Annotated in this window: 18 protein-coding genes; 8 read left to right on the top strand and 10 right to left on the bottom strand. The window is 62.6% G+C overall.

Features of this window, described 5'->3' with window-relative positions:
• Nucleotides 1-234: 234 nt before the first annotated feature.
• Nucleotides 235-1,677: an aldehyde dehydrogenase family protein gene (locus O3139_RS13225; protein ID WP_269514520.1), complete on the top strand. Its 1,443-nt coding sequence runs from the start codon at nucleotides 235-237 to the stop codon at nucleotides 1,675-1,677.
• Nucleotides 1,678-1,789: 112 nt separating this feature from the next.
• Nucleotides 1,790-2,245 (top strand): DDE-type integrase/transposase/recombinase, encoded by a 456-nt coding sequence (locus tag O3139_RS13220; protein ID WP_269514518.1) that lies wholly within the window; start codon nucleotides 1,790-1,792, stop codon nucleotides 2,243-2,245.
• A 200-nt stretch (nucleotides 2,246-2,445) separates the two neighbouring features.
• Here the strand turns inward: O3139_RS13220 and O3139_RS13215 are convergent, their stop codons facing one another.
• Entirely contained in the window at nucleotides 2,446-3,171 is a 726-nt protein-coding gene (locus O3139_RS13215) for a hypothetical protein (RefSeq protein ID WP_269514516.1), read from the bottom strand.
• A gap of 593 nt (nucleotides 3,172-3,764) precedes the next feature.
• On the opposite strand from O3139_RS13215, the gene O3139_RS13210 reads away from it, so the two are divergent.
• The 4 genes from O3139_RS13210 to O3139_RS13195 all read left to right on the top strand — a co-directional run bounded on the left by O3139_RS13210 (nucleotide 3,765) and on the right by O3139_RS13195 (nucleotide 9,647).
• Complete coding sequence (locus tag O3139_RS13210; RefSeq protein WP_269514514.1) at nucleotides 3,765-4,718, top strand: RHS repeat domain-containing protein; 954 nt, start codon at nucleotides 3,765-3,767, stop codon at nucleotides 4,716-4,718.
• On the top strand, nucleotides 4,715-6,607 hold the full coding sequence (locus O3139_RS13205) for a hypothetical protein (RefSeq protein ID WP_269514512.1): 1,893 nt from the start codon (nucleotides 4,715-4,717) through the stop codon (nucleotides 6,605-6,607). Before O3139_RS13210 ends, O3139_RS13205 begins: the two co-directional genes overlap by 4 nt.
• Before the next feature lie 566 nt (nucleotides 6,608-7,173).
• Entirely contained in the window at nucleotides 7,174-9,222 is a 2,049-nt protein-coding gene (locus tag O3139_RS13200) for an RHS repeat-associated core domain-containing protein (RefSeq protein ID WP_269514511.1), read from the top strand.
• Nucleotides 9,216-9,647, top strand: coding sequence for a hypothetical protein (locus O3139_RS13195; protein WP_269514510.1), 432 nt, complete (start codon nucleotides 9,216-9,218; stop codon nucleotides 9,645-9,647). Before O3139_RS13200 ends, O3139_RS13195 begins: the two co-directional genes overlap by 7 nt.
• 92 nt (nucleotides 9,648-9,739) lie before the next feature.
• Here O3139_RS13195 and O3139_RS13190 read toward each other — a convergent pair whose 3' ends face one another.
• The 4 genes from O3139_RS13190 to O3139_RS13175 all read right to left on the bottom strand — a co-directional run bounded on the left by O3139_RS13190 (nucleotide 9,740) and on the right by O3139_RS13175 (nucleotide 12,072).
• Nucleotides 9,740-10,084, bottom strand: coding sequence for a DDE-type integrase/transposase/recombinase (locus O3139_RS13190; protein ID WP_269516492.1), 345 nt, complete (start codon nucleotides 10,082-10,084; stop codon nucleotides 9,740-9,742).
• A gap of 248 nt (nucleotides 10,085-10,332) precedes the next feature.
• Nucleotides 10,333-10,470 (bottom strand): hypothetical protein, encoded by a 138-nt coding sequence (locus O3139_RS13185; RefSeq protein ID WP_269514064.1) that lies wholly within the window; start codon nucleotides 10,468-10,470, stop codon nucleotides 10,333-10,335.
• A gap of 895 nt (nucleotides 10,471-11,365) precedes the next feature.
• Nucleotides 11,366-11,623, bottom strand: coding sequence for a DDE-type integrase/transposase/recombinase (locus tag O3139_RS13180; RefSeq protein ID WP_269514508.1), 258 nt, complete (start codon nucleotides 11,621-11,623; stop codon nucleotides 11,366-11,368).
• Nucleotides 11,620-12,072: an IS6 family transposase gene (locus O3139_RS13175; RefSeq protein WP_269514507.1), complete on the bottom strand. Its 453-nt coding sequence runs from the start codon at nucleotides 12,070-12,072 to the stop codon at nucleotides 11,620-11,622. Before O3139_RS13175 ends, O3139_RS13180 begins: the two co-directional genes overlap by 4 nt.
• 346 nt (nucleotides 12,073-12,418) lie before the next feature.
• Between O3139_RS13175 and O3139_RS13170 the strand changes: the two genes are divergently transcribed.
• A complete protein-coding gene (locus tag O3139_RS13170; RefSeq protein ID WP_269514506.1) occupies nucleotides 12,419-12,877 on the top strand; it encodes a hypothetical protein in 459 nt (152 codons plus the stop codon).
• 76 nt (nucleotides 12,878-12,953) lie between these two features.
• Nucleotides 12,954-13,646, top strand: a complete 693-nt coding sequence (locus O3139_RS13165) for an IS6 family transposase (RefSeq protein ID WP_269514505.1) — start codon at nucleotides 12,954-12,956, stop codon at nucleotides 13,644-13,646.
• A gap of 73 nt (nucleotides 13,647-13,719) precedes the next feature.
• Here the strand turns inward: O3139_RS13165 and O3139_RS13160 are convergent, their stop codons facing one another.
• The 5 genes from O3139_RS13160 to O3139_RS13140 all read right to left on the bottom strand — a co-directional run bounded on the left by O3139_RS13160 (nucleotide 13,720) and on the right by O3139_RS13140 (nucleotide 21,790).
• Nucleotides 13,720-14,772 (bottom strand): hypothetical protein, encoded by a 1,053-nt coding sequence (locus tag O3139_RS13160; protein ID WP_269514503.1) that lies wholly within the window; start codon nucleotides 14,770-14,772, stop codon nucleotides 13,720-13,722.
• Nucleotides 14,773-14,889: 117 nt separating this feature from the next.
• Nucleotides 14,890-18,495 (bottom strand): tetratricopeptide repeat protein, encoded by a 3,606-nt coding sequence (locus O3139_RS13155; protein ID WP_269514502.1) that lies wholly within the window; start codon nucleotides 18,493-18,495, stop codon nucleotides 14,890-14,892.
• Nucleotides 18,496-18,533: 38 nt separating this feature from the next.
• Entirely contained in the window at nucleotides 18,534-19,934 is a 1,401-nt protein-coding gene (locus O3139_RS13150; protein ID WP_269514501.1) for a sensor histidine kinase, read from the bottom strand.
• Nucleotides 19,927-20,967 (bottom strand): response regulator transcription factor, encoded by a 1,041-nt coding sequence (locus O3139_RS13145; protein WP_269514500.1) that lies wholly within the window; start codon nucleotides 20,965-20,967, stop codon nucleotides 19,927-19,929. The genes O3139_RS13150 and O3139_RS13145 overlap by 8 nt, the downstream gene beginning before the upstream one ends.
• Before the next feature lie 229 nt (nucleotides 20,968-21,196).
• Nucleotides 21,197-21,790, bottom strand: coding sequence for a hypothetical protein (locus O3139_RS13140; RefSeq protein ID WP_269514499.1), 594 nt, complete (start codon nucleotides 21,788-21,790; stop codon nucleotides 21,197-21,199).
• Between the last annotated feature and the right edge of the window lie 31 nt (nucleotides 21,791-21,821).

Below are 21,821 nucleotides of genomic sequence, written 5' to 3'. Positions count from 1 at the left end.
CGACGGCAGGGCCGCCCAGCGCCATTGCTGCGCCTCGCCTGAAGGGTATCGGGGGGTTCGATGCGGGTCTAAGCCAAATGGGCTATCGACCGATACGCAATTTGGCTTGATCGACTTCAGCTAGCGCGTTTCAGCTCTGTATCGATGCGATTTCAGACGCGATCGATGCCAGTTTCGGTGTTCGTAAGGCATGGATCAGGCCTTAAACCGCTCCGATAGTAGCAGGACCGCCCCATGACCGAGACCCTGAACCTCTGCCACCTGATCGACGGCGAGCGTGCGGAGGTGGCCCGGCCGGGCGAGAGCCACAATCCATCGAACACAAACGAGATCGTCGCCCGCACCCCCGATGGCGGTCAGGCCGAGGTCGACGCCGCCGTGGCCGCCGCCAGGGCTGCCTTCCCGGCCTGGTCGGAGGCCTCGCCCGAAGTCCGCTCCGATGTGCTGGACCGTGCGGGGGCCCTTGTCATGGAGCGACGCGAGCAGCTGGGGCGCCTGCTGTCTCGCGAGGAAGGCAAGACCCTGGCCGAAGGCATCGGCGAGACCGTCCGCGCCGGGCGCATCCTGAAGTATTTCGCCGGCGAGGCCCTGCGTCGTCACGGCCAGAACCTGGACAGCGTCCGCCCGGGGGTCGAGATCCAGACCTATCGTCAGGCGGTCGGCGTCTATGGCCTGATCACGCCCTGGAACTTTCCCATCGCCATCCCGGCCTGGAAGGCGGCACCCGCCCTGGCGTTCGGCAATACGGTGGTGATGAAACCGGCGGGACCGACGCCGGCGACGGCCTCGGCGCTCGCCGATATCCTCGTCGAGGCTGGCGTCCCGGCGGGCGTGTTCAACCTCGTGATCGGTCGCGGCGGCGTCGGCCAGGCCATCGTCGATCATCCCGACGTCGACGGCCTGTCTTTCACGGGGTCGCAGAGCGTGGGCGCGGGCGTGGCGCTCGGGGCCATCAAGCGTCAGGCACGGGTGCAGCTGGAGATGGGCGGCAAGAATCCGCTGATCGTGCTGGACGATGCCGATCTGGAACGCGCGGTCGCCATCGCGCTGGACGGATCGTTCTTCGCCACGGGTCAGCGCTGCACGGCCTCCAGCCGCCTGATCGTCACCGATGCCATCCACGACCGGTTCGTGGCTCTGCTGGCCGAGAGGGTCGCGGCCCTGCGGGTCGGCGACGCGCTGGACCCGGACACCCAGATGGGTCCGGCGGTGTCGGAGGCGCAGATGGAGACCAGCTACCGATACATCGACATTGCCCGCGCGGCGGGCGGCCGCATCGTCACCGGCGGCGAGCGGCTGAGCCTCCCCACCCCCGGCTGGTACGTCCAGCCGACCCTGATCGCCGACACCGATCCCACCATGCGGATCAACACCGAAGAGGTCTTCGGCCCCGTCGCCTCGACGATCCGGGTCAGGGACTACGAAGAGGCCCTCGCCGTCGCCAACGGCACCGAATTCGGCCTCTCGGCCGGCATCGTCACCACCAGCCTGAAGCACGCCCGCGACTTCCAGCGCCGTGCCCGCGCCGGCATGACCATGGTCAATCTCGCCACCGCCGGGGTCGACTATCACGTGCCGTTCGGGGGCTCGAAAGCCTCCAGCTACGGCTCACGTGAACAGGGCTTCGCCGCCGTCGAGTTCTACACCCAGACCAAGACCAGCTACTCCTGGAGCTGAGCGCTTGCAGAGAATTTTCTCTCATCTCTGGGTTGCCGAAATGGTGCTGTCAGGCGGACGATAAAAGGTCTCCGGTTTTTTTGGCGCAAGCCACTGACGGGGATCATGTTCCGTGAAGGCGATTTCGTTCAAGCGTCACCGGTTTCCGGCAGGTGTTATCCGCCATGCCGTCTGGCTGTACTTTCGTTTCAGCCTCAGTTTTCGTGACGTCGAGGAACTGCTCGCGCAACGGGGTATCGACGTCAGCTATGAGACGATCCGGTGCTGGACGATCACGACTGACGGCCTGGCCTCCTATGGCGCGGCGCTCGATGTCGTGGATCTGAGTCATCTGCATCGACCCGGCCGGCTTCGGGAGAACAATCGGGCAGAGAACTCCCATCTGCCGATCCGACGACGAGAGCGACAGCAGCAGCGGTTCAAATCCCAGGCCTCAGCCCGGAGATTCCTCACCACCCACGCGGCGATCTACAACACCTTCAACGTCCAGCGCCATCTGATCAGCAGACCAACCCTTCGGCTTTTCCGGGCCGAAGCCGATGCCGCTCGGGCGGCTGCGGTTGTCTGAAACTGGGCAGGGTAGGGGACGTTTCAACTTGGCTCAGCTGCCCTGACAGACCCAGGTGCCGGGGGTGTGTGGCGGTGCTGTCAGTCCAACGCTAACTTTTCTCCACTGCAGGCCGTGGTGTTCCGTGAAGCCGATTTCTCGTTAGCGTCAATATAGCTTTCAGAGGAGTTCTGACGGATCGAGCCGCGTTGTCAGTCTTGCTATGCTGGGAACGCCGATCGGCCCTCGCCATAGCCCCATCGCAAATAGTGCTGAAGCGGATCGACGTTGGCGTTCAATATGTCGGGGTACGTGGATCTGTACCGACTGGTGGAGAATTCGGGTGAGGGATTTCTGCCGGCTTGCCATCCTGAGGTGTGATACTCGGTGAGCGGGTTCACCCCCGCTGGCACACCATAGGTGGCGCGGTACCAGGCCGTATTAAAATATCTGTTTGGCCAACGGTTCTCGCTCGCGCCCCATTGCAGCCAGTGCTGATAGGGATCGATTCCTGCCGTAGCAATGTCAGGATAAGTCTGGAGATAGAAGTAGGGATCGAACCCGTCATCCTTGACCTGCCATCCGCCGATGGCGTCGCAGCATCGGATTTTCGCCCGGTTGCCGGCATTGTCCAGGATGTAGTAGCGGGTGTCGGCGCTATTTGCTCCGGCGTTGGTCAGTCGTCCCAGGCTATCGTAGGCATAAAAGGTAATCTGTTGGGCATGCGCTGACGGGGCCAGAACAAGAGCGGCGGCGAATGCTGCTTGCGGAAGAGATCGGACCGGACGCCATTGCATGTGCTTGACTGTATGTGCGTGCTGAGTTGGTAATGTACTGAGTAAAGTGAATCCGGAGTCGCCCTGAACGTCATGCGGGCGCGTGTATCTGTTCATAAATGGTTGCGTCGCTGGGGCTGCCGCAGCCAAAGCCGGGGAGAGTTCTGCCAAGTCAACGTCACTCCTCTCGAAGCTTCAAGACCGTTCCCTTGCCTACTGGCCACCCATTCGCCAGAGACGACGCATCCGATCAACAGACCCGGCACCAAACCAAACTGAAAGCCTGTCGAGGGTTGTTCATTCCCCGGGGCACGTCAAGGTAGACGGTCGGGTCCATCGCTTCTGCGGCGACGGAATCTTGGAAAGGCCGCCTTGAAGCGGCTCAGGCATCTCTTTTTCAATCAGCCGGTCGAGGCACAGACTCTCACCACCGACGGGCTGGCGTCATATGGGGCAGCTCTGGATCGGCTGGATCTGAGGCATCTGGATCAGCCGGGTCGGCTTGACGACAACTACCAGGTTTAAAACGCCCACGCGGCGGCCCGTCGATGAGAGAGACGGCCCGACCGCCGGAATCGCGCTTGACGCGTTGGCGGGATTGGCCAACCCTCGTTCTCGAACGGGGGGCTTAGCATGCGCTGGTTGGGGCTTGAGTTCCGTTTCCCCCTGAGGGGGTGGTGCCCGGGCGACGGAGCGGGTCTGTGAGGCCCCGGGTTCCGGTCCGGGCTGTGCTTGCCGCATGGGTCCTTGGCAGTCTGCCTGGGGTGGGTTTGGCGCAGGCGGTCGAGCAGTATGGATATGACAGCCTTGGTCGGCTGATCGCCGTCGATCGCTCGTCCCAGACCAACACCGCCTATCGCTACGATGCTGCGGGCAACCGGACCACGGTCACCACGCTCAATCAGATGGAGGCCGTCTGGCAGGCAGAAAGCCTTCCCCACGTCATCGGCTACGGGATTCCGGGAGGCTGGGAGGCCTCGGCCGGGCTCGGTTCGGGCTTCATGACCTACGGCCCCTATACGCCCGCGACGCCGACGGGTCTGAACATCGCCAGCTGGCGCATCAAGGTCGACAGCCACACCTACCCCGACACGGGCGATGTGGTGGCGCTGGACATCTGGGACGCCACCGCCGGGGTCAGCCTCGGGTCCGCGGGCTTTGATCGCCGCGCATTCACGGCCAGCGACACCTATCAGTATCTGGACGTGCCCTTCGCGCTCGTGGCTGCGTCGAGCGGGCACCAGCTGGAGTTCCGGACCTGGTCCACGGGACGGGCGACGGTCGGGGTAGACGCTCTCGGGTACCGCCGTGCCGGTTCGGCCTGGTCCGGGACGGACAGTTCGATCTATCACGTCGTCGGTCGCGCGGCCGCTGACGGGTGGGCTGCCAGCGTTACGGACCCGGCGGGGCACATGACCTACGGGCCCTATGCGGCCGCCCCGGTTGGCGCGCGCACTGCGATCTGGCGGATGCGCATCAACGACAACACCAGCCCCGATACCTCACCGATCGTCACGATCGACATCTGGGACGCCAGCGCGGGGCAGTCCCTGGGCACGCGGACCCTGAAGCGTCAGGACTGGAAGCAGGCCAGTCAGTTCCAGCTGTTCGAGATCCCCTTCGCGCTCGACCCCGCCCGGGCCGGCCACGCCCTCGAATACCGAACCTACTTCCACCGCAACGCCAATGTCGTCCTCAACTGGGTGGGCTACCGATGAACAGAATGTGGCAAGCCTTAGGCGGGTTTATCCTGGCCCATCAGGCGTCTGATTTTACTGAGGATGGCATGTTTGCGATCAAGGTGCAGCGTTGGGTCGCCGCCGCAATAGCGGTCTTGATTGTTCTGGGGCCAGGCCGCGTGGCAAACGCGCAGATTGAGCCACCTGCATTCCCTAGCTATCGCACTATCGATGAGGCCTACGTCGATGTCCTGTCCACGTCGGTCGTGTACGAGAATACCGACGTGAGCATCGGCCCGGCAGGGGGTGGCCTGTCCCATTCCTTTTCGTCCATCGGTGGGGCTATTCCGCCGCTACAAGACGGGTGGATCAAAGGAATGGTGTGGTCTCCTGTCGGAACATGCCAGAGCGATCCAGAGTGGGGACCTACGCGCCAGCAGGTTACCCATATTGAAGGCTCGAGCTGCTTTTCGGTGTCCAATGGCATTTATTCAAATGTATCCGGCGACGGATCAACGCTAGTCTCTCAAGGCAGCAATGATTTCGTCCTGACGACTAAAAGCGGGATTGTGATTAAAATGTCGTCATGCTTCGCGGGGCAAGTCTGGGCTCCCGCGCGTGAGATTGTTTATCCAGATGGAAAAGTTGTTACGATATCGTTCGAAAAATCCCCTCAGAATTATTGTCGTGTCCATAATGTATCAAATAATCTTGGTTGGAGGCTGCAATACAAGTATGCCCCCACTGCAGGGGTAAGCACCTCTTGGACAGATTTGAGAAGAGTTGTGGGTTATAATGCTGCTTTCCTTGCGTGCGGTGATTCAGTTTCTGAATGTAGTTTTGTGGGTCGAGCCTGGCCTCAAGCCAGTCACGTCTATGAAACGAGCCAAGCAGCCGATGTTTACACGGTAACAGACTCCGGAGGACAGCAGACCCGCTTCACAATGATTCGTTATTCCAATCCTCCGGCACCATTCCGGATAACGTCAATCAAGCTGCCGGGGAGTTCGACGGACACATTTTCGTATCGACAGTGTCCCGTCTACACATTCGATTGCACTGTCTACAAGTGGCCGCAGGTCGGTGCTCCACCAGATACCTATACTGTGCAAAACTTTGTGCTGAGCGCGGTAAGTGACGGCAATACATGGACTTACGGAATGGTGACGCCGAATCCCTATATTTTGATCCGGAACTCCACCGGGCCTACGGGGATCATCCGTACCGCACGATCTGAGCCGACCTATGTGCAAACACATTTTACCGGGCCTGAAGGGACCTTTACGTTCTCGGGTGGAGCGGAAAACAGGATCAGCATGTTCATGTCACCTGAGGGCTGGACTGCGAGGTATTCCTACGATGCGCGAGGAAACGTCACGCAGACCGAGTTCACCCCCAGAACAGGATCGACTGACCCGATTGCCTATGAAAGGGCGGGCTATCCCGAAACATGTCCTGAACCGGAACGTCGGCGATGCAACAAGCCTCTCTGGGTCGAGGATCGCAACGGCAACCGCACCGAGTTCACCTATGACGCGGCGCATGGCGGTGTTCTGACATCAACCGGACCGGCCGTGAACGGTGTGCTTCGGCAGGTGAGGTATGAATATGAGCAGCGATGTGCGCGGTACCTGGACGGTGGCGGGGTGGTGGTAAGCGCGCCCACGCCGGTCTGGCTTCTCGTTCGCGAGCGGATGTGCCGGACGGGGTCTCCAGCAGCCGCGCCTGCGACTGGATGCGCCATTGCGGGAGATGAGCAGGTCACCGAATACGACTATGGATCAAACAGTGGCGTGAACAATCTCTTGCTGCGCGGCAAGGTCGAGGACGCGGCCGGTTTACGTCTTCGGACCTGCTACGGGTACGATGAAGATGGAAATCGGATTAGCGAAACCTCGCCGATGGCCGGTTTGGCGGTATGCTCATGAGCTGGCACCGTCCGTATATTGCGAAGACGCTTTCGTGGCTTGGGGTTGCAGTAGCCCTCTTCAGTAGTGGCGCATTGGCTCAGACGCCTCTGCAAAACTATACGTCGAGTATACGATACGATTCTGCCCGACGCCCGATCGGCACCATCAGCCCAAACCCAATCGTGGCCGGCTTGCCGTATCTGGCTTCCCGCAGCACCTACGATGGCCAAGGTCAACTGACGCGGGTCGAGACCGGTTATCTCGCAGCGTGGCAGGCAGCGAGCGTGCCGCCATCGGCCTGGTCGGGGTTCACCGTCTCTGAGCGCCTCGAATACGCCTATGACAACAGGGGGCGGCGTCTTTCTGAAACGAGGCTGAGCGGCACTACAGTCCTGGGCGTCACTCAATACAGTTACGACAGCTTGGGGCGGTTGAACTGTACGGCTCGGAGGATGAACCCTTCGGTATATGCATCGCTCCCTACTTCAGCCTGCGATCAGGGGAATCCAGGCAGTTTTGGCGCGGACCGGATTTCCCAGAACGAATACGATGCTCTCGGTCGCATCATTCAAGTGCGTTCGGGCGTGGGTACCCCGCTTGTCCAGAGCACGCAAACCCAAAGCTATTTCGCCCTTGGCAAGCCCGGTCAACTCATCGACGCCAACGGCAATCGAACGACGTTCCGGTATGACGGCTTCGGGCGTCTTAAGCAGATTGAGATGCCCCAGACGGGCCTTCCGGCGGGCTTCAATGGTGCAAATGCGCAGCGCGCCTCCGAAACGGCCGCGCCCTCAAATGTCAATGATCGTGAGCTTTATGGCTACGACGCCAACGGCAACCGGACGTCCTTGAGAAAGCGCGACGGCCGCACCCTGACCTTTACCTATGATGCCCTGAACCGGATGACGACCAAGATCGTGCCGGACGGGAGCGGGCTCCCGGCCTCGGCGACGCGCGACGTCTACTATGGCTACGACCTCAGGGGTCTTCAGACCTATGCCCGGTTCGACAGCGCGACCGGCGAGGGGGTCACCAACGACTGGGACGGCCTGGGCCGGTTGAGGTCGTCGACCACGACCATGGCCGGGGCCAGCCGCACCATCGGCCATCTCTACGATGCCAGCGGGGCTTTGACCCGCACGACGTACCCGGACCTTCAGTACGTCACCTACACCCGCGACGGCCTGGGCCGGATCGATTCCACGACCCTCAACGGCGTGACCAGGATCTTCGATCCGCGGTATGACACTCTGGGCCGGACCTCGGCCCTGTACCGTGCGAATGGCGCCAACTGGGGATCGCCGACCAGCTATGGCTACGACGGGGCCTCGCGCCTGACCTCGCTGATCCACGATCCAGCAGGCACGGCCCAGGACATCACCACGGGCTTTGCCTACAACCCGGCCAGCCAGGTGGTCAGCCGCAGCCAGTCCAACGACGCCTATCGCTTCACCGGCCTGGCCAACGTCAGCCGGACCTATGCGGTCAATGGCCTGAACCAGTACACCACGGCTGGCCCGGCCAGCTTCACCTATGACGCCAACGGCAACCTGACCTCGGACGGGGTGGGGGGGACCTATGTCTATGACGTGGAGAACCGGCTGATCAGCGGGCCCAACGGCGCGACCCTGGTCTGGGATCCGCTGGGTCGACTGTTCCAGAGCTCCAGCAACACCTATGGCGCGACGCGCTACACCTATGACGGCGACAAGCTGATTGCCGAGTACAACGCCTCGAACACCCTGCTGCGCCGCTATGTCCACGCCGACGGCTCGGACACGCCGCTGGTGGTCTATGAGGGCACCGGCACCACCGCGCCGCAATACCTCTATGCCGACCATCAGGGCTCGATCGTGGCCCGCACCAATGCCGCGGGCACCGTCACAAACGTCAACGCCTATGACGAATACGGCATCCCCAACGCCACCAACACCGGCCGCTTCCAGTACACCGGTCAGGCCTGGCTGCCCGAGCTGGGCATATACCACTACAAGGCCCGCATCTACTCCCCAACCCTGGGCCGGTTCCTGCAGACGGATCCGATCGGCTACGCGGATCAGATCAATCTGTATGCCTATGTCGCAAACGATCCGGTGAACCACACCGATCCGAGCGGGAAGTGTTTCTGGGACGGTTGCGTGGTCGAGGGAACCGTACTTCTTGCTGCTTACGCAGGGTCCGTCGCCGCTGTCGAAACCTGCCGCCAGACCGACTGTGTGCGAAATCTAGGCCATGCGATCGGAGAAGGGTGGCGTTGGCTAACTGGGGGCCCTGGTGCACCAATCATCTGGGTCAGTCAGCCAACGATATCGCGGAATGAAGCGCGTCCAAATCATGTGCCAGATAGAGGTGAGCCAGGAACCATAGCGACCAATGGGCCAGGTACTACACAGAAGAAGTATGGTGAGGATGGTTGGGTGGAACAGGAATGGAATGACGGGCACCCAGGCCATCCTTCGCCAGGAGACGAGCCCCATGTTCACGATTGGGAGCCGCGACCCCAAGCCCCACCGGGTACGCCGCCACGGCGTGGTGGTGCGCGCGCACCGGATAGGCCCGGTGATCTCACGGGTCAGAATTCTGTCGAGGAACCGACACCGATGAGACCAGGTACCGGAACCAGGAGATGGTGAAGATGATTACGAGCCCTGCCGACGTTTTGTTCGACCAAGAACGCGCGATAGATGGCAATGATGTTATCGAGTTGCTGTCAACAATTAACACGCTCCGAGATTCTACATTAACTGAAGTTTTAGTGACGTCAGAAAATGGATTACCTATCGTACAATTCTCCTTTCAAGCCAGAACAGGCTCCGATTTTAACAAAATAAAACTCTTATTCCTTAAAGTAGAGAGCTTTAGTATAGATTATAATAGCGATGATGTATTTCTCAATGTATCGGACCTAAAGTTCCTGCATCTAAAGAACGGAAGATATTATATCTCTTTAGATCCCGATCCGGGAACTCTTATTTCGGCCGGAGTTAATGATTTAGAACAATCAAGCACCGACCGCTTTTTTGTGCTTTCCGGTCAAATCTTCGCTGTATTGGACTAGAAGCAATCGAAATTCAGGGATTCACGCCGGGTGGTGTCAGTCCAATGAGAACTTGTCTCCAGCGGGCGGAGCGAGGGCAGGTGAGGTGATCATCAGATGGCGAGCGACTTCCACTCGGCCAATGCGGCCGAGCGTTGGGCTTTGAAATCGGGCCTGCTGATGAGGTGGCGCTCCAGGTTGAAGTGATTGTGGGAGGCGGCGTGGACGCCGCTGAATTTCTGCAGGGTCTTCATCTGGCGAAAGCGCTGCATGGCACGTTCTCGTCGTCGAAACGGGAGGTGTGAATTCTCGACGCGGTTGTTGAGCCGGCGACCCATTTCCTGTTTTCGGGTCGCCGTCAGATCCTTAAAGGCGGCCCGATAAGACTTCAGGCCATCAGTTTCGACTTCAGTGCCGGAGGTTCGATCGCGGTAGTTGGATCGGAATGGGCTTTCGATCAGTAGCTCTCTGCCAACGCTGAGCGGTACACTGAGGCAGATAGCGAACGGTGTAAGGGTTGGAGCAAGACAAAAGGGGTGCCGTAACCTCTTGCTTCGCCATCGATCTTTGCGCCCCCAACGGCTTGCCCTGAGTTGCCTGTTTTACGGCTGTGACGGACGAGGGCAGGATACGCTTTGCGCCGGCATTGTCTGACAGGCTTGGCCGTGGTGGCCCGAGCGGGTGTCGTCGGCACTGGCCGGCGTGATCAGGGCTTGAGGTCGACCTGTCGCTGCGCCCGGTGGCGATCGCGCGGGGTTTTCTCCAGCCACCTTGCGATGCCGGTACCCGGCGCGAGGGTGGCGACGAAGACAAGAGCGATGATGGGGGACAGGGCGTAGAACAAGGGGGCCTCCATGCGGCTGACGAGACCCCAACGGCCGCCCGGCGCGAGGTTCGGTCGAGCGCCTGGAGGGGATGACAGGGCCCTCAGGCCCGCAGACGGACGCCAGCCCCGCCGACGGCGTCGGTGCCGATGCGGACAGCACCCGCATCCTCGCGCCGCCGAAAAAATCGCGCATCCCCGCCCGGGCCCCTTGAATCCCCGGCCCGGCCTTCCCTTGTATCGAGGGCAGGTTGGCGGGGCCCGGTAAGGCCCGGCCGGGCTCTGTTCCGTTCCTGGCGCGTGGACTCCGTGAGACTCGCGCCCGTCTCGAGTCCAACCCCAAGCCGTTGAACGGCAAAGGCTTCAGGCCGGATTGCACGCGGTGGACCCGGTTTTTTCGAGTCCAACTGTGCGGGTCGGGACTCGTTGAGGCCGGGATCAAAAGGTCGTCATAACCTGTTGCCATGGCAGCACGTTTTAGCCGTCGCGGCCTGGGGTACATTGTTCCCGGTATCGAAACGCCACGAAGCGATTGACACGCCGACGCCACGCGGACCGGATTCTCAGCGCCTGACCGGGGCCCCCGCACAGGGATCGTCCGGGGCCGGCGGAGTCTCCGGGGCGGGCAGGGCCAACGGTGCAAGCGCCGCTGCCTGGATCGAGATGGGGGAGGGGCGTCTCGACGCCGCCTCGTTACCTGTCAGTGCCACCGGGCGGCCCGGGCCGGTCATGACCCCGCTCCCGTCCGCATCGAATGGCTACCTGTGCGGGCGTTTGGCGGCGAATAGCCCCGGCGTTACGGGGCCTTGCATGACCGGCGTCAGATCAGAGCACGGTGCCGGGGGTGTGTGGCGGTGGTGTCAGTCCAATGAGAACTTGTCTCCAGCGGGCGGAGCGAGGGCAGGTGAGGTGATCATCAGATGGCGAGCGACTTCCACTCGGCTAATGCCGCCGAGCGTTGGGCTTTGAAATCGGGCCTGCTGATGAGGTGGCGCTCCAGGTTGAAGTGGTTGTGGAAGGCGGCGTGGACGCCGCTGAATTTCTGCAAGGTCTTCATCTGGCGAAAGCGCTGCATGGCACGTTCTCGTCGTCGAAACGGGAGATGTGAATTCTCGACGCGGTTGTTGAGCCAGCGACCCATTTCCTGTTTTCGGGTCGCCTTCAGATCCTTCAAGCGGCCCGACAAGACTTCAGGCCATCAGTGACGGTGGCCTTCGGCGAGCCGTGCCGACGCATAGCTTTCCTGATGAATTTCAGTGCTGAAGCCTTATCGCGTGTCTTGGTGACAAATGATTCCAGGATCTCCCCTTCGTGATCGACGGCGCGCCAGAGGTAGTGACGCTCGCCGTTAATCCGAACGAAGACTTCATCGAGATGCCAGCGCCAATGGGTGAAGGAGCGCATCGCCTGAACCCGCTTCCTGCGGATTTCGCCGGCGAACATCGGGCCGAACCGGTTCCACCACAGCCGCACCGTCTCGTCGCAGATGTCGATGCCGCGTTCCGCAAGAAGGTCCTCGACCTGACGCAGCGATAGCGGGAAGCGGACGTACATCATGACGACCGTTCGGATCACTTCGGATGAGCTATCGAACCATCGAAACGGGTTGTCGGACTTGGCCATCTGGCCACGCTATCCGACCCGATCACGGGCGCAACCTCTTTGGCCTGACAAGACCTCCGGGCCGAAGCCGATGCCGCTTGGGTGGCTGCGATTGTCTGAAACTGGGCGGGGTAGGGGACGTTTCAACTTTGCTCGGTTGCCCTGACAGACCCGACGGGTGGGGACCCGCTCAACGTGGCGTACCGAGTCGGTCGCGCGCTCTGGCTGCTACGTGACAGCCCGCCGAGCTGGCACCTGTTGCCCCAGGCGAACTTGCCACACTCTCCACCACCTCGTATAAGGCGCGAGTTCTTATTGAATACGCCCAATCCGAATTCTGTCTTGCTCCGGAACCGGGAGGTCTGTCATGCCCGTTGCTGAAACGATGACCACGCGAGTACTTGAGCGTTTTACGCGAAAAGTCCGCATTGCGGGCGGCTTGGTAGCCGGCGCCCTTCTCGTCTCCGCCACTGGCGCGATGGCGCAGGCTTCGGTGTCGCTGGAAGACCTACAGGACGGCCTTTTCCCACCGATAGACTCCATTGAGTATTCCGACTTATGTGCTGCCGCAATGGCATATTCAACCGAATATTCAATGAAAAATCCGACCGAAGATGGCCTCAGTACATTATATGTGATGGCCTATGCCAGTTGGGCGGAGCGCTCCAAGCGGCTCCATGAATTAGATTCATTTGAAGAGATAAGGCCATTCGTGGAAATCTACTATAGAATGGTTCCGCAGCTTTCTCATGCTGAACGAGGCCGTATTGGCTGTCTTAGGGAAATGCCACCGCTCCCGGAAGATCCAAGTTACGGACAAAGATAGCCGTGAGGGTACTGTCAGGCGAACGATAAAGGTCTCCGGTATGTGTGGTATAAGCCACTGACGGGGATGATATTTCGTGAAGCCGATTTCGTTCAAGCGCCACCGTTTTCCGGCCGATGTGATCCGTCACGCCGTCTTGCTGTCCTTCCGCTTCAGTCTTTGTTTTCGTAACGTCGAGGCGCTCCTGGCGCAACGCGGGATCGACGTGAGCTACGAGACGATCCGGTGCTGGACGATCACGTTCGGACCGCTGATCGCCAGGCGATTTAAAAAGCGGCGCGGCCCGCCGTCCCCACGCTGGTACCTGGACGAGATGGTCTGCTGGATCGGCGGCAGGCGGATGTATCCGTGGCGCGCGGTCGATGATGAAGGCGAGATCCTGGACCTCCTGGTCCAGCGCCGGGGGGATACGGAGGCCGCGCTGAGGCTTCTCCGACGCCTGCTACACAACCAGCCGACCGAGCCGCAGACGATCACGACCGACGACCTGGCCTCATACGGCGCGGCTCTGGATCAGCTGGATCTCAGGCATTTGCACTGGCCGGGTCGGCTTCGGGAGAACAATCGGGCGGAGAACTCCCACCGTCCGATCCGACGAAGGGAGCGGCAGCAGCAGCGGTTCAAGTCCAAGGCTTCAGCCCAGAGATTTTTCACCACCCACGCGGCGTTCTACATCACCTTCAATGTCCAGCGCCACCTGATCAGCAGACCAACCCTTCGGCGTTTCCAGGCCGAAGCCGATGCTGCTATGGCGGCCGCCGTGGCCTGATCGAGCCCAGGGTAGGGGGCTTTTCGACTTGGGGAAGTTACCTGACAGGCCCGTCAGACCCGTCTCTTGTGCGTCAGCTAGTCTCGTCCTCTGGTGTGATCGTGAAGATGATTTCACGTCCCGCAACGGGGTACCCGTAGATGTCCTTGGGGGCCAGGCGAACGCGCGACGCTCCGTCCAGTCCCCACCGATCGACGCCTTGGCCCGCAGGCCACGCAGTCAAGACCGTGCAGTTGTCCAACCTGAGGTCGGCGGTAACAGTGCATGACATTTCAGCTTTCAGGTTCGTGAAGGCGTTGAACCGGGCCGGAATGGAACTCGTATTCTCTTCCACGAAGATCAGGGTATCGGTTTTCGGATTCAAGCTGGCCCGTTCGCACCTCAGGGGCTCGCCAGGCTCATCGGCTCGGCGCCAGCCTCGATAGCGGGATGCATCCTCGAGAATGCGCTCCCAGCCAGCATCGATCTCCTGTCCGGTGAATGGGGGCGACTGAAGGGCCAGCATGGTGTTGCAGGCTTCGGGGTCGTTGCGCTGCAAGACGACACGTCCCTCGAACGATTGTCCCATCTGCAGGACCGCCAGGAGCGCCTGGGCATCCGCGCTGCCGGCGGATGCAGCGTCGCGCAGACTGGCGAGACCTTCATCGGTGGAAGCGCCTTCTGTTTTGACGAGCTGCTGGGCAAGCTCGAGTTGAGCTTCAGGATCCCCCCTTTCTGCCGCCAGTCGCAACGTTGAGGAGATCGCGGGCACTTGGGATGAGCCCGCCTCGGCGTCCACCGCGAGATCAGTTTCTTCCCCATTCCCGTCCAAGCCCGAGCGCAGATAAAGGCCGTAGGGCGTCCACGCAGCCAGGGTGAAGAGTCCGACAGGCAGCCCGAGACCGAGGGCCAGGAACAACAAGGTCGGCACGCGCCCCTTCAGCAAACGCCAGATGACCGGATTGACGACCAGCGCCAAGATTACCCCCGCCGCCGTGACCAGGGTCCAGTACCCGCGTCTCATCTCCAGAAAGGGATCGTCCAGCCCACCCAGCAGGACCAGGCCGAAGCCGGCCAGGATGCCGAGCGAGACCAGGAACATCAAGGCCTGGAACAGGAATCCGAAAACGCGGCCAACCACCTTCATGTCTTACCCCTTGAACCAGACCGTCTGATCTCGGCTACCGCCTCGGCGAACGGCCGTTGATGTCCAAGCTAACAATGCTGGATCGCGTTAGGATGACAGTGTCCGTCATCCTTCTCATCATTCTGCCCCGACGAGGATGAAGGGAGCCCAGTGTGTGGGGTGAGCCGTGTTCGGGTTCTGCATGAGGCCCTGCATGGACTGCTGCATGGCCCGGGCCCTGGAGAGGGCGGGGTCTTGCTGCTGCAGCCTGACAGTGGAGGTGGTGAGGGCGGTGGCGTCGGTGTCCCCGACCTTCCAGTGGGAGACGAGCAGGGATCGGGCACCGGCGAAGAAGAAGGCGCGGGCGAGGCCGGCGAGGGCTTCGGACCCGGCCTGCGCATTGCTGGAGGCGGTGTTGCAGGCCGAGAGGATGACCCAGTCGGCATTGAGCCGAAGGCCCGCAGCCTCGGCGGCGGTGAGCAGGCCGTCGTCGTCACCCTCGGGCTGACCGGGTGGGCTGAAGGCCAGGGCCGCCTGATCGAGGCCGAGCTCGGGCGGGATCAGGCCGTGGGTGGCGAAGACAATGACCCGGGCGCGGGCCAGGGTACCGTCGGCGCTCAGGGCCTGGACCCGGGCCTCGGTGGCGTCCGTCGTGAAGTCGAGGGTTGTGGCCGGGTCGGCGTCCAGGGCCGCGGCGATGGCGAACAGTTCGTCGCCTGTGCTGTCCAGGGGATCGAGGGTGCGGACCCTATTGGCGCGCAACTGGGCCCGGGTGAGGAAGCGGCCCTCCTCGGGCTGGATGGTGCGGCCGGCATTGTAGGTGGCGAAGCCGAAGCCGCGGAAGGGGTCGGGCGCGCTCGGGGCCTCCCGCCGGTCCTCACCCCGGACCTGACGCAGGGTGGACAGGTTGGGCAGGACGCTGAGGGCCCGGGTAGTGCCCAGCCAGGGGGTGTCGATCAGGGCCCGGGGATCGGCGTCGTCGCCCACGGGCTCGGCCATGGGCAGGGCGGCGAAGGGCAGGGACAGCAAGGACCCCTGGGGGCTCAGGATCCAGTCCTCCTTGTCGGCCAGCAGGGCGGCGATCCGTTCATCACCGAACAGGGCCTGATAGAGCTCATAGGCCCGGCTGCGGTCGAAGCCCCGGCCGCCCTGGCCGACGGTCGCACTGCCGCCGCTGTCGGGCCCGCGCCCGCCGTCTGGCTTGAGCTCGTCCCGCAGAACCCCGATGCGGGCCTCAAGGTCATCCGGCTCCATGCCCACCTCGGCCCAGTCGAAGCCCTCGCGGGTCACCACGAACACGATCCCCCGACGCTGACCCTCGGGCATGCGTGCATCCCCCGGCGAGACCAGCACCAGGGCCTCGCTCTCATGCAGCAGGGGCTGGAGGTCCGCCACAGACAGGGACGAGGGGTTGAGCAGTTCGAGGTACTGCGGGTAATCCCGCTCAAGCTGCGTCGTCAGATCTGTGATCCGGGCGTCCAGCGTATCGCGCCGGCGGACCAGATCGGCCTGCCGGGTCCGGGCCGCTTCATCGGTTCCGCCGGCGGCGGCGGAGAACTGGCGGTCCAGACCGGCACGCTCCTCGAGTGCCGTCTCCCACTCCCGCGCCAAGGCCTGCCCTGCCGGGCTGAGCGCCCGGCGCGCCGCCGCCCGCACCTGGGCGCGGCCGGCCGAGGACCCCTCCTGCCACTGCACGGCCTGGAAGGCCTCGGCCCTCAGGGCGTCATCGCCCGCGCCCGACCGATCCACCGACCAGGCCGCGCGGGTGAAGACCACGGCGGCGTTACCCGTCGCATCGGCGAGACGAACCTGGGAGGCCTCATCTCGGTTGCCACCCTCCCGCAGCGCCAGGGTTCGTCGGATCTCCAGGGCCTGACGGGCGGGTGTGAGCGCGGCCAAGGCCATACCGGACCCCAAAGCCGAGATCGCTGTGTTCTCCGCCGAAAGTGCAGTCGTCGGATGGTCGGGCCCGAGGGAGGTCTCGCTGATCCTGAGGGCGCGCTCGGAGAGCGGTTGGGCCTCGGCGTAGCGGCCTTGGCCGTAGAGGTTGAAAGCGAGGCTATTCAGGCTATCGACGGTATAGGGATGGTCTCGGCCCAACACGGTCTCGTTGATCCGGAGAGCGCGCTCGAGGATGGGGTGGGCCTCGGCAAGTCGACTTCGGTCTCTGAGGTTGAGGGCGAAACGCGAGAGGCTTTCGGCGGTGTCGGGATGGTTGGGTCCCAGCGCGGCCTCTCTGATTCTGAGGGCTCTTTCAAAGAGGGGTTGTGCTAGGCCGTATTGGCCTTGGCTGGAGAAGTTGCCTGCCAGGTTGCTAAGGCTGGTGGCGGTGTCGGGATGGTTGGGTCTGAGGACAGCCTCCCGTATCGCTAAGGCCCGTTCATAGAGGGGCTGGGCCTCGTCGTATTGACCTTGGGCATGGAAGTTGGTTGCTAGGTTGCTAAGGCTGTTGGCGGTGTCCGGATCGTCTGGTCCCAATATTGTTTCATCTATCCTGAGTGCGCATTCGAAGAGTGGCTGGGCCTCGCCATATAGGCCTTGGCCGTAAAGGTTGAGGGCGAGGCCGCTTAGGCTACTTGCTGTTTTGGGGTGGTTCAGCCCCAACATGGTCTCATTGATCTCGAGCGCGCGCTCAAAGAGTGGCTGGGCCTGCACATATAATCCCTGCACTCTGAGGTTTTCAGCGAGGTTGTAGGTGACCTCGGTGGTGTCGGGATGCTCCGGTCCGAGGGTGGCCTTGTTGATGCTGAGTGCGCGTTCCAAGAGGAGCTGGGCCTCGGCGTAGCGGCCTTGGGCGTAAAGGTTGAGGGCGAGGCCGTTTAGGCTACTCGCTGTTTTAGGATGGTTCAGCCCTGACACGGTCTCGTTGATCCTGAGCGCGCGCTCATAGAAGGTTTGAGCGTCTACATGTCGACCAAGGCCGTCGAGATTTTGGGCCAAATTGTAAAGTACATTCGCGGTTTCTGGACTATTTGGTCCCGTCACCTCAGAAACGATGTTTAAAGCGCGCTCATAGAGGGATTGTGCGAAGTCATATTGGCGCTGGTCGTAGAGGTTATTGGCGAGGACGTTGAGGCTGGTGCCGGTGACTAAAGCTTCCGACCCAAACTCAGCCTCCATTATCCCGAGAGCGCGCTCATAAAGGGATTGGGCCAAGGCGTATTGGCGTTGCTCATTGAGATTGTTGGCGAGAGCCAAAAGCCCGCTGGCGGTCAGGGGATGGTTTGGCCCCAACACCGCAGAGAAAAACGTGAGAGCGCTCTCATGCAGGGGTTGGGCTTGGCCATAACGTCCCTGGGCGTCGAGGTTTATGGCAAGGTTGCTGCGGCTAATGGCGGTGGCACCACCTTCCGGCCTTTCCCAGCTTTCGTAGATCTTGAGGGCGCGCTCATTGTAGGGCAGGGCATCGCCGTAGCGACCTTCGAAGTATAGGCTGGCGGCGAGTTTGCTAACAGTGACTGCGACCAGCGGGTGGTCGGGACCGAACGTCTGCTCCTCCCGGTCGAGGACCCGTTCAAGAATGGCCTTGGCATCCTCGAAACGACTCTCGCCAAGGGCTGAATCAGCCTCTGCCAGCCAAGCGACGTACTCCGCGTGTTCCGGTGTCGTCATGTCCCGGATCGCTGGGGGGACCGTCGGCACAATCGACGACTGGAGAGACGAAGCTATTTCATTTTCACGAACCGACAGGGCCAACCCCTCGCTTGGGGCAAGGGCGGCAAGCATGAGGTTCAGGATCGCCATAGCTTTCGCTGTTCTGTTAGCAGTTTCGCCTCTCTCATTCATGGGATTGCGATGACCTCAGTCTTGAGTTTGCCTTGGAGTTCGACGACAGCCATGCCATCTACGTATGACACCCGGAGCGCCCATCCGTGCTTCAGGGCGATGGCGCGGACGATGCCGAGACCGAGACCGAGACCAAGCCCCTGGCCCGACCTCTTGATCGGCAAAGCTTCCCCCGATTTTGTGACAAGTGTTTGGGGAAACGGCGGCCCGGGGTTCTGGACCGCCAACCGGAACCGGTCGTCGTCCGAAACCAGCAGGAGGGACACGGACCCGCCCGGGTCGGAAAATTTCCGGGCGTTGTCCAGCAGGTTTTCGACCAGTCGACGGATCAGGGAGGCGTCGCCCAGAACCCGGATGTCGGCTGCGATGTCGGTGACCAGGGGATGGCCGACCAGAGCCAGGTCTTCCTCCTGATCCTCGCGTATCTCACTCAGCAGCCGCGAAAGATCGACGGGAACGAAGGCCGACCGGTCGAACCGACCGGCCCGGGCCTTGGCCAGATCGACCAGGCTTTCGAACAGGCGGGACAGATCGATGACGTCGCCCTTCAGCCTTTCCACCTCCTGCAGTCTGTCCGCCGTCGTGTCCTTCAGGAGTTGATCCGCCGAGAGCCGCATCCGGGTCAGGGGGGTACGCAACTCATGCGCCACTGTCTCCACAAAGGCATTCAGACCGAAGACGAGGTCCCTGAGGTCGCCCAGCATCAGATTGATATGGGTTCGGAGTTCGGCCAGTTCCCCGGGGGCGTCGGGCTCGGGCTCGAGGTCCGATAGGTCACCCTGGCCGATGGTCCGCAGCCTTTGGTTCAAACGGTCTAGGCGCGTGCGGTACTGACGCCGGTACCAGAGTTGCAGGCCGATGGAGACCAGAACCGCTGCGGCGAAACCGGACCAGCCGAGCGTGACCGCCAGACGTGTGGCCTGTTCGGCCGGGCCGGGAAAGGGATCCGCCACATAGAGCGAGAGGTCGCGAACCTCTTCAAGGCCGACGATCGGTGTTTGTCCGAGATCCAGTCGGCGCGCGAGCACTGGTCCGGTCGAGAGTTCGATGATCGAAGGACCATCCGCCGAAATCCGGCCGAGCCTCTCCCGGTCCTGCAAGGAGCCAAAGTCGCCGAGCACCATGCCTCCGTCGGCAAGGGCAGCGATACGACCTTCGGCTGGCAGGGATTGTTCCTGACGATCAATCTCCAGCCGCAGAAAGGGCAGATCCCCATAGCGAAGCACTGCGACCAGGCCGTCCAGCCGGGCGTCGAGGGAATCGATGGCCGCAGACCGGGCTGCCGACAGCAGTCCGTTGGAAAACGCCGCTGCGGGCACTGCGGCGGCCACGAACAGAAGCGGCAGGCCGAACGCGCGGAGCCAGCGGGTCATGCGATGAGCGACGAAGTCAGCCATCGCCGGCCGCCAGCAGGAGTTGGAGGTCGAACCGGTATCCCTGGCTGTGCGTCGAGATGGCCTCGGGCGTGCCGGCCTCCTCCAGCTTGCGTCGGAGGCGGCGGATGCCGGCCGCGACGATATTGGTCTCGGTGTGCTGGCGGCGGATGTCCCACACGTCGGACCGAAGCATCGATGCCGGGAGGACGAGCCCCGGCCGGCCGGCCATATAGGCCAGGAGGCGAAATTCGGTGTCCGTAAGGTCGATCCGCCGGCCCTTCCAGCGGGCGATCCGGTCGTTACGTTGCAGCTCCAGCGCTCCAATCCGCTGAAGGTCGCTCTCCAGCACCGGACGGACCAGGACCTCGATCCTCGCCAGAAGCTCATCGGGCTCGAAGGGTTTGACCATGTAATCGTTGGCTCCGCCCCGCAGACCGTCGATCCGCTGGACGGTCTCGCCCCAGGCGCTCAGGATCAGCGCGGGCGTCGATGTCCCCTCTGCCCTCAGCCGCTTGAGGAACAGTAGCCCGTCGCCGTCCGGCAGCCCCCGATCGAGCACGAGGATGTCGAAGGGGCGAGCCGCTACGGCCTCGGCCGCCGCCGCGATCGTACCGACGACGGACACACCATAGCCGGCGGACCCGATCAGGGTGGCGATCTGATCGGCGAGCCGGGGTTCGTCCTCTACCAGGAGAAGGCTTGGCCCGGACGTCCTCTGAAGCAGGGCTTCCACCCGTGTGCGAAGCTCCGTTGCCTGGACGTCGGAGAAGACGACTTCTGCCTCTCTAAGCGTTCTCAGGACCGCCCGGTTGGGGCTGCTGAGATCGTCGACGATGACGAGGCGCGGGCCGGTCGTTGCGGTCATCCAGGCGACCGTCTGAGCCTCGGGCCATGCCCGGGCATCGGCAATCACCAGATCGACGTCGGCCAGCTGTGACGTCGCTTCATCGCGTTCCACGGCCAGTTCACAGGCCGATCCCTGCAGCGCCTTGCGGACGAGGGCGATAATCGCAGTCTGGGCCGAGACCAGCCGGATCCTGGAACCGGGGGTCAAGGCCGGGATGTCCTGGTCAGGGTGACGACATCCACCCGCGTGCCGCAAAGGCTTCGCCAAGGTTCACGGTGGAGCGACGTCTGTTTCACGAGGGCTGTCTATCAACCCCTGTTGGAGGGCGGGTGACATTGTCTGTCATCGTCGCGCCTGCAGGAAGGATGACGGGGAGCCGCGCGTGCAGGTTCGGATCGAGACGCAGACGGCGCGAGGCCCCGATCGCGGATCGGGCCTAGCGACACCGCCCGCCCTGGGACGGGGCGAGCGTCAGTCGATAGGTTGTCGAGACGCGGCTGACGTTCAGCACAGAGACGTCGACGTCCGACGGGTAATCCGGCCTCCACTGGACATAGGCCGCCCGCCCCGCAACCCCCGAATCTGGGCCTGTCAGGGCGGCAATGCGCCGGCCCTGCATGTCGGTGACAATCAGGTCGAGGTCGGCTCCGCCGGGTGCCCCGGCCGGAAGCCGCAGGGCCGCGTCCGCGATCTCGCCGCCTGCGACCCGAAGCCGGACGGACTGTCTTTGTCCGGGGGACAGGAGACCCTCGCTGCGGGTGGGGCCGACGCAGACTCCCCTGTCCTCTGCCGCCTCCTCCTCGGCCACGACGGCCAGAACAGTGGCATCGCCCCGAGCCATCAGGCGAGCCTCGGCGAGCAGACGTTCGGGGGCGAGGGGGTCATCGATCCCAACCCCCCGGCTCATTCGGGCGGCCACCACCATGGCCAGGGGGTCACGCTCTGCACGCGCCCAGTCCGCGACATCTTCGGCGCGCTCGAGCCGCTGGACCGCTGTGGGGATCGACGTCTGCCCGTCCTGGATGCTCACAGGAGCCGGACTCGAAGCGAACAGAGCCAAG

It is taken from the genome of Brevundimonas subvibrioides (assembly GCF_027271155.1).
Taxonomy (GTDB): domain Bacteria; phylum Pseudomonadota; class Alphaproteobacteria; order Caulobacterales; family Caulobacteraceae; genus Brevundimonas; species Brevundimonas subvibrioides_D.
Note: the sequence above shows the minus strand (reverse complement) of the source record. Positions and strands in the feature narration are given on the sequence as shown.

Bases quoted from the DNA above. Each gene is read 5' to 3' on its own strand.
- O3139_RS13225 (WP_269514520.1), top strand. From the start codon at position 235: ATGACCGAGACCCTGAACCTCTGCCACCTGATCGACGGCGAGCGTGCG.
- O3139_RS13205 (WP_269514512.1), top strand. From the start codon at position 4,715: ATGAACAGAATGTGGCAAGCCTTAGGCGGGTTTATCCTGGCCCATCAG.
- O3139_RS13150 (WP_269514501.1), bottom strand. From the start codon at position 19,934: ATGGCTGACTTCGTCGCTCATCGCATGACCCGCTGGCTCCGCGCGTTC.
- O3139_RS13175 (WP_269514507.1), bottom strand. From the start codon at position 12,072: ATGGCCAAGTCCGACAACCCGTTTCGATGGTTCGATAGCTCATCCGAA.
- O3139_RS13195 (WP_269514510.1), top strand. From the start codon at position 9,216: ATGGTGAAGATGATTACGAGCCCTGCCGACGTTTTGTTCGACCAAGAA.
- O3139_RS13160 (WP_269514503.1), bottom strand. From the start codon at position 14,772: ATGAAGGTGGTTGGCCGCGTTTTCGGATTCCTGTTCCAGGCCTTGATG.
- O3139_RS13155 (WP_269514502.1), bottom strand. From the start codon at position 18,495: ATGGCGATCCTGAACCTCATGCTTGCCGCCCTTGCCCCAAGCGAGGGG.
- O3139_RS13170 (WP_269514506.1), top strand. From the start codon at position 12,419: ATGCCCGTTGCTGAAACGATGACCACGCGAGTACTTGAGCGTTTTACG.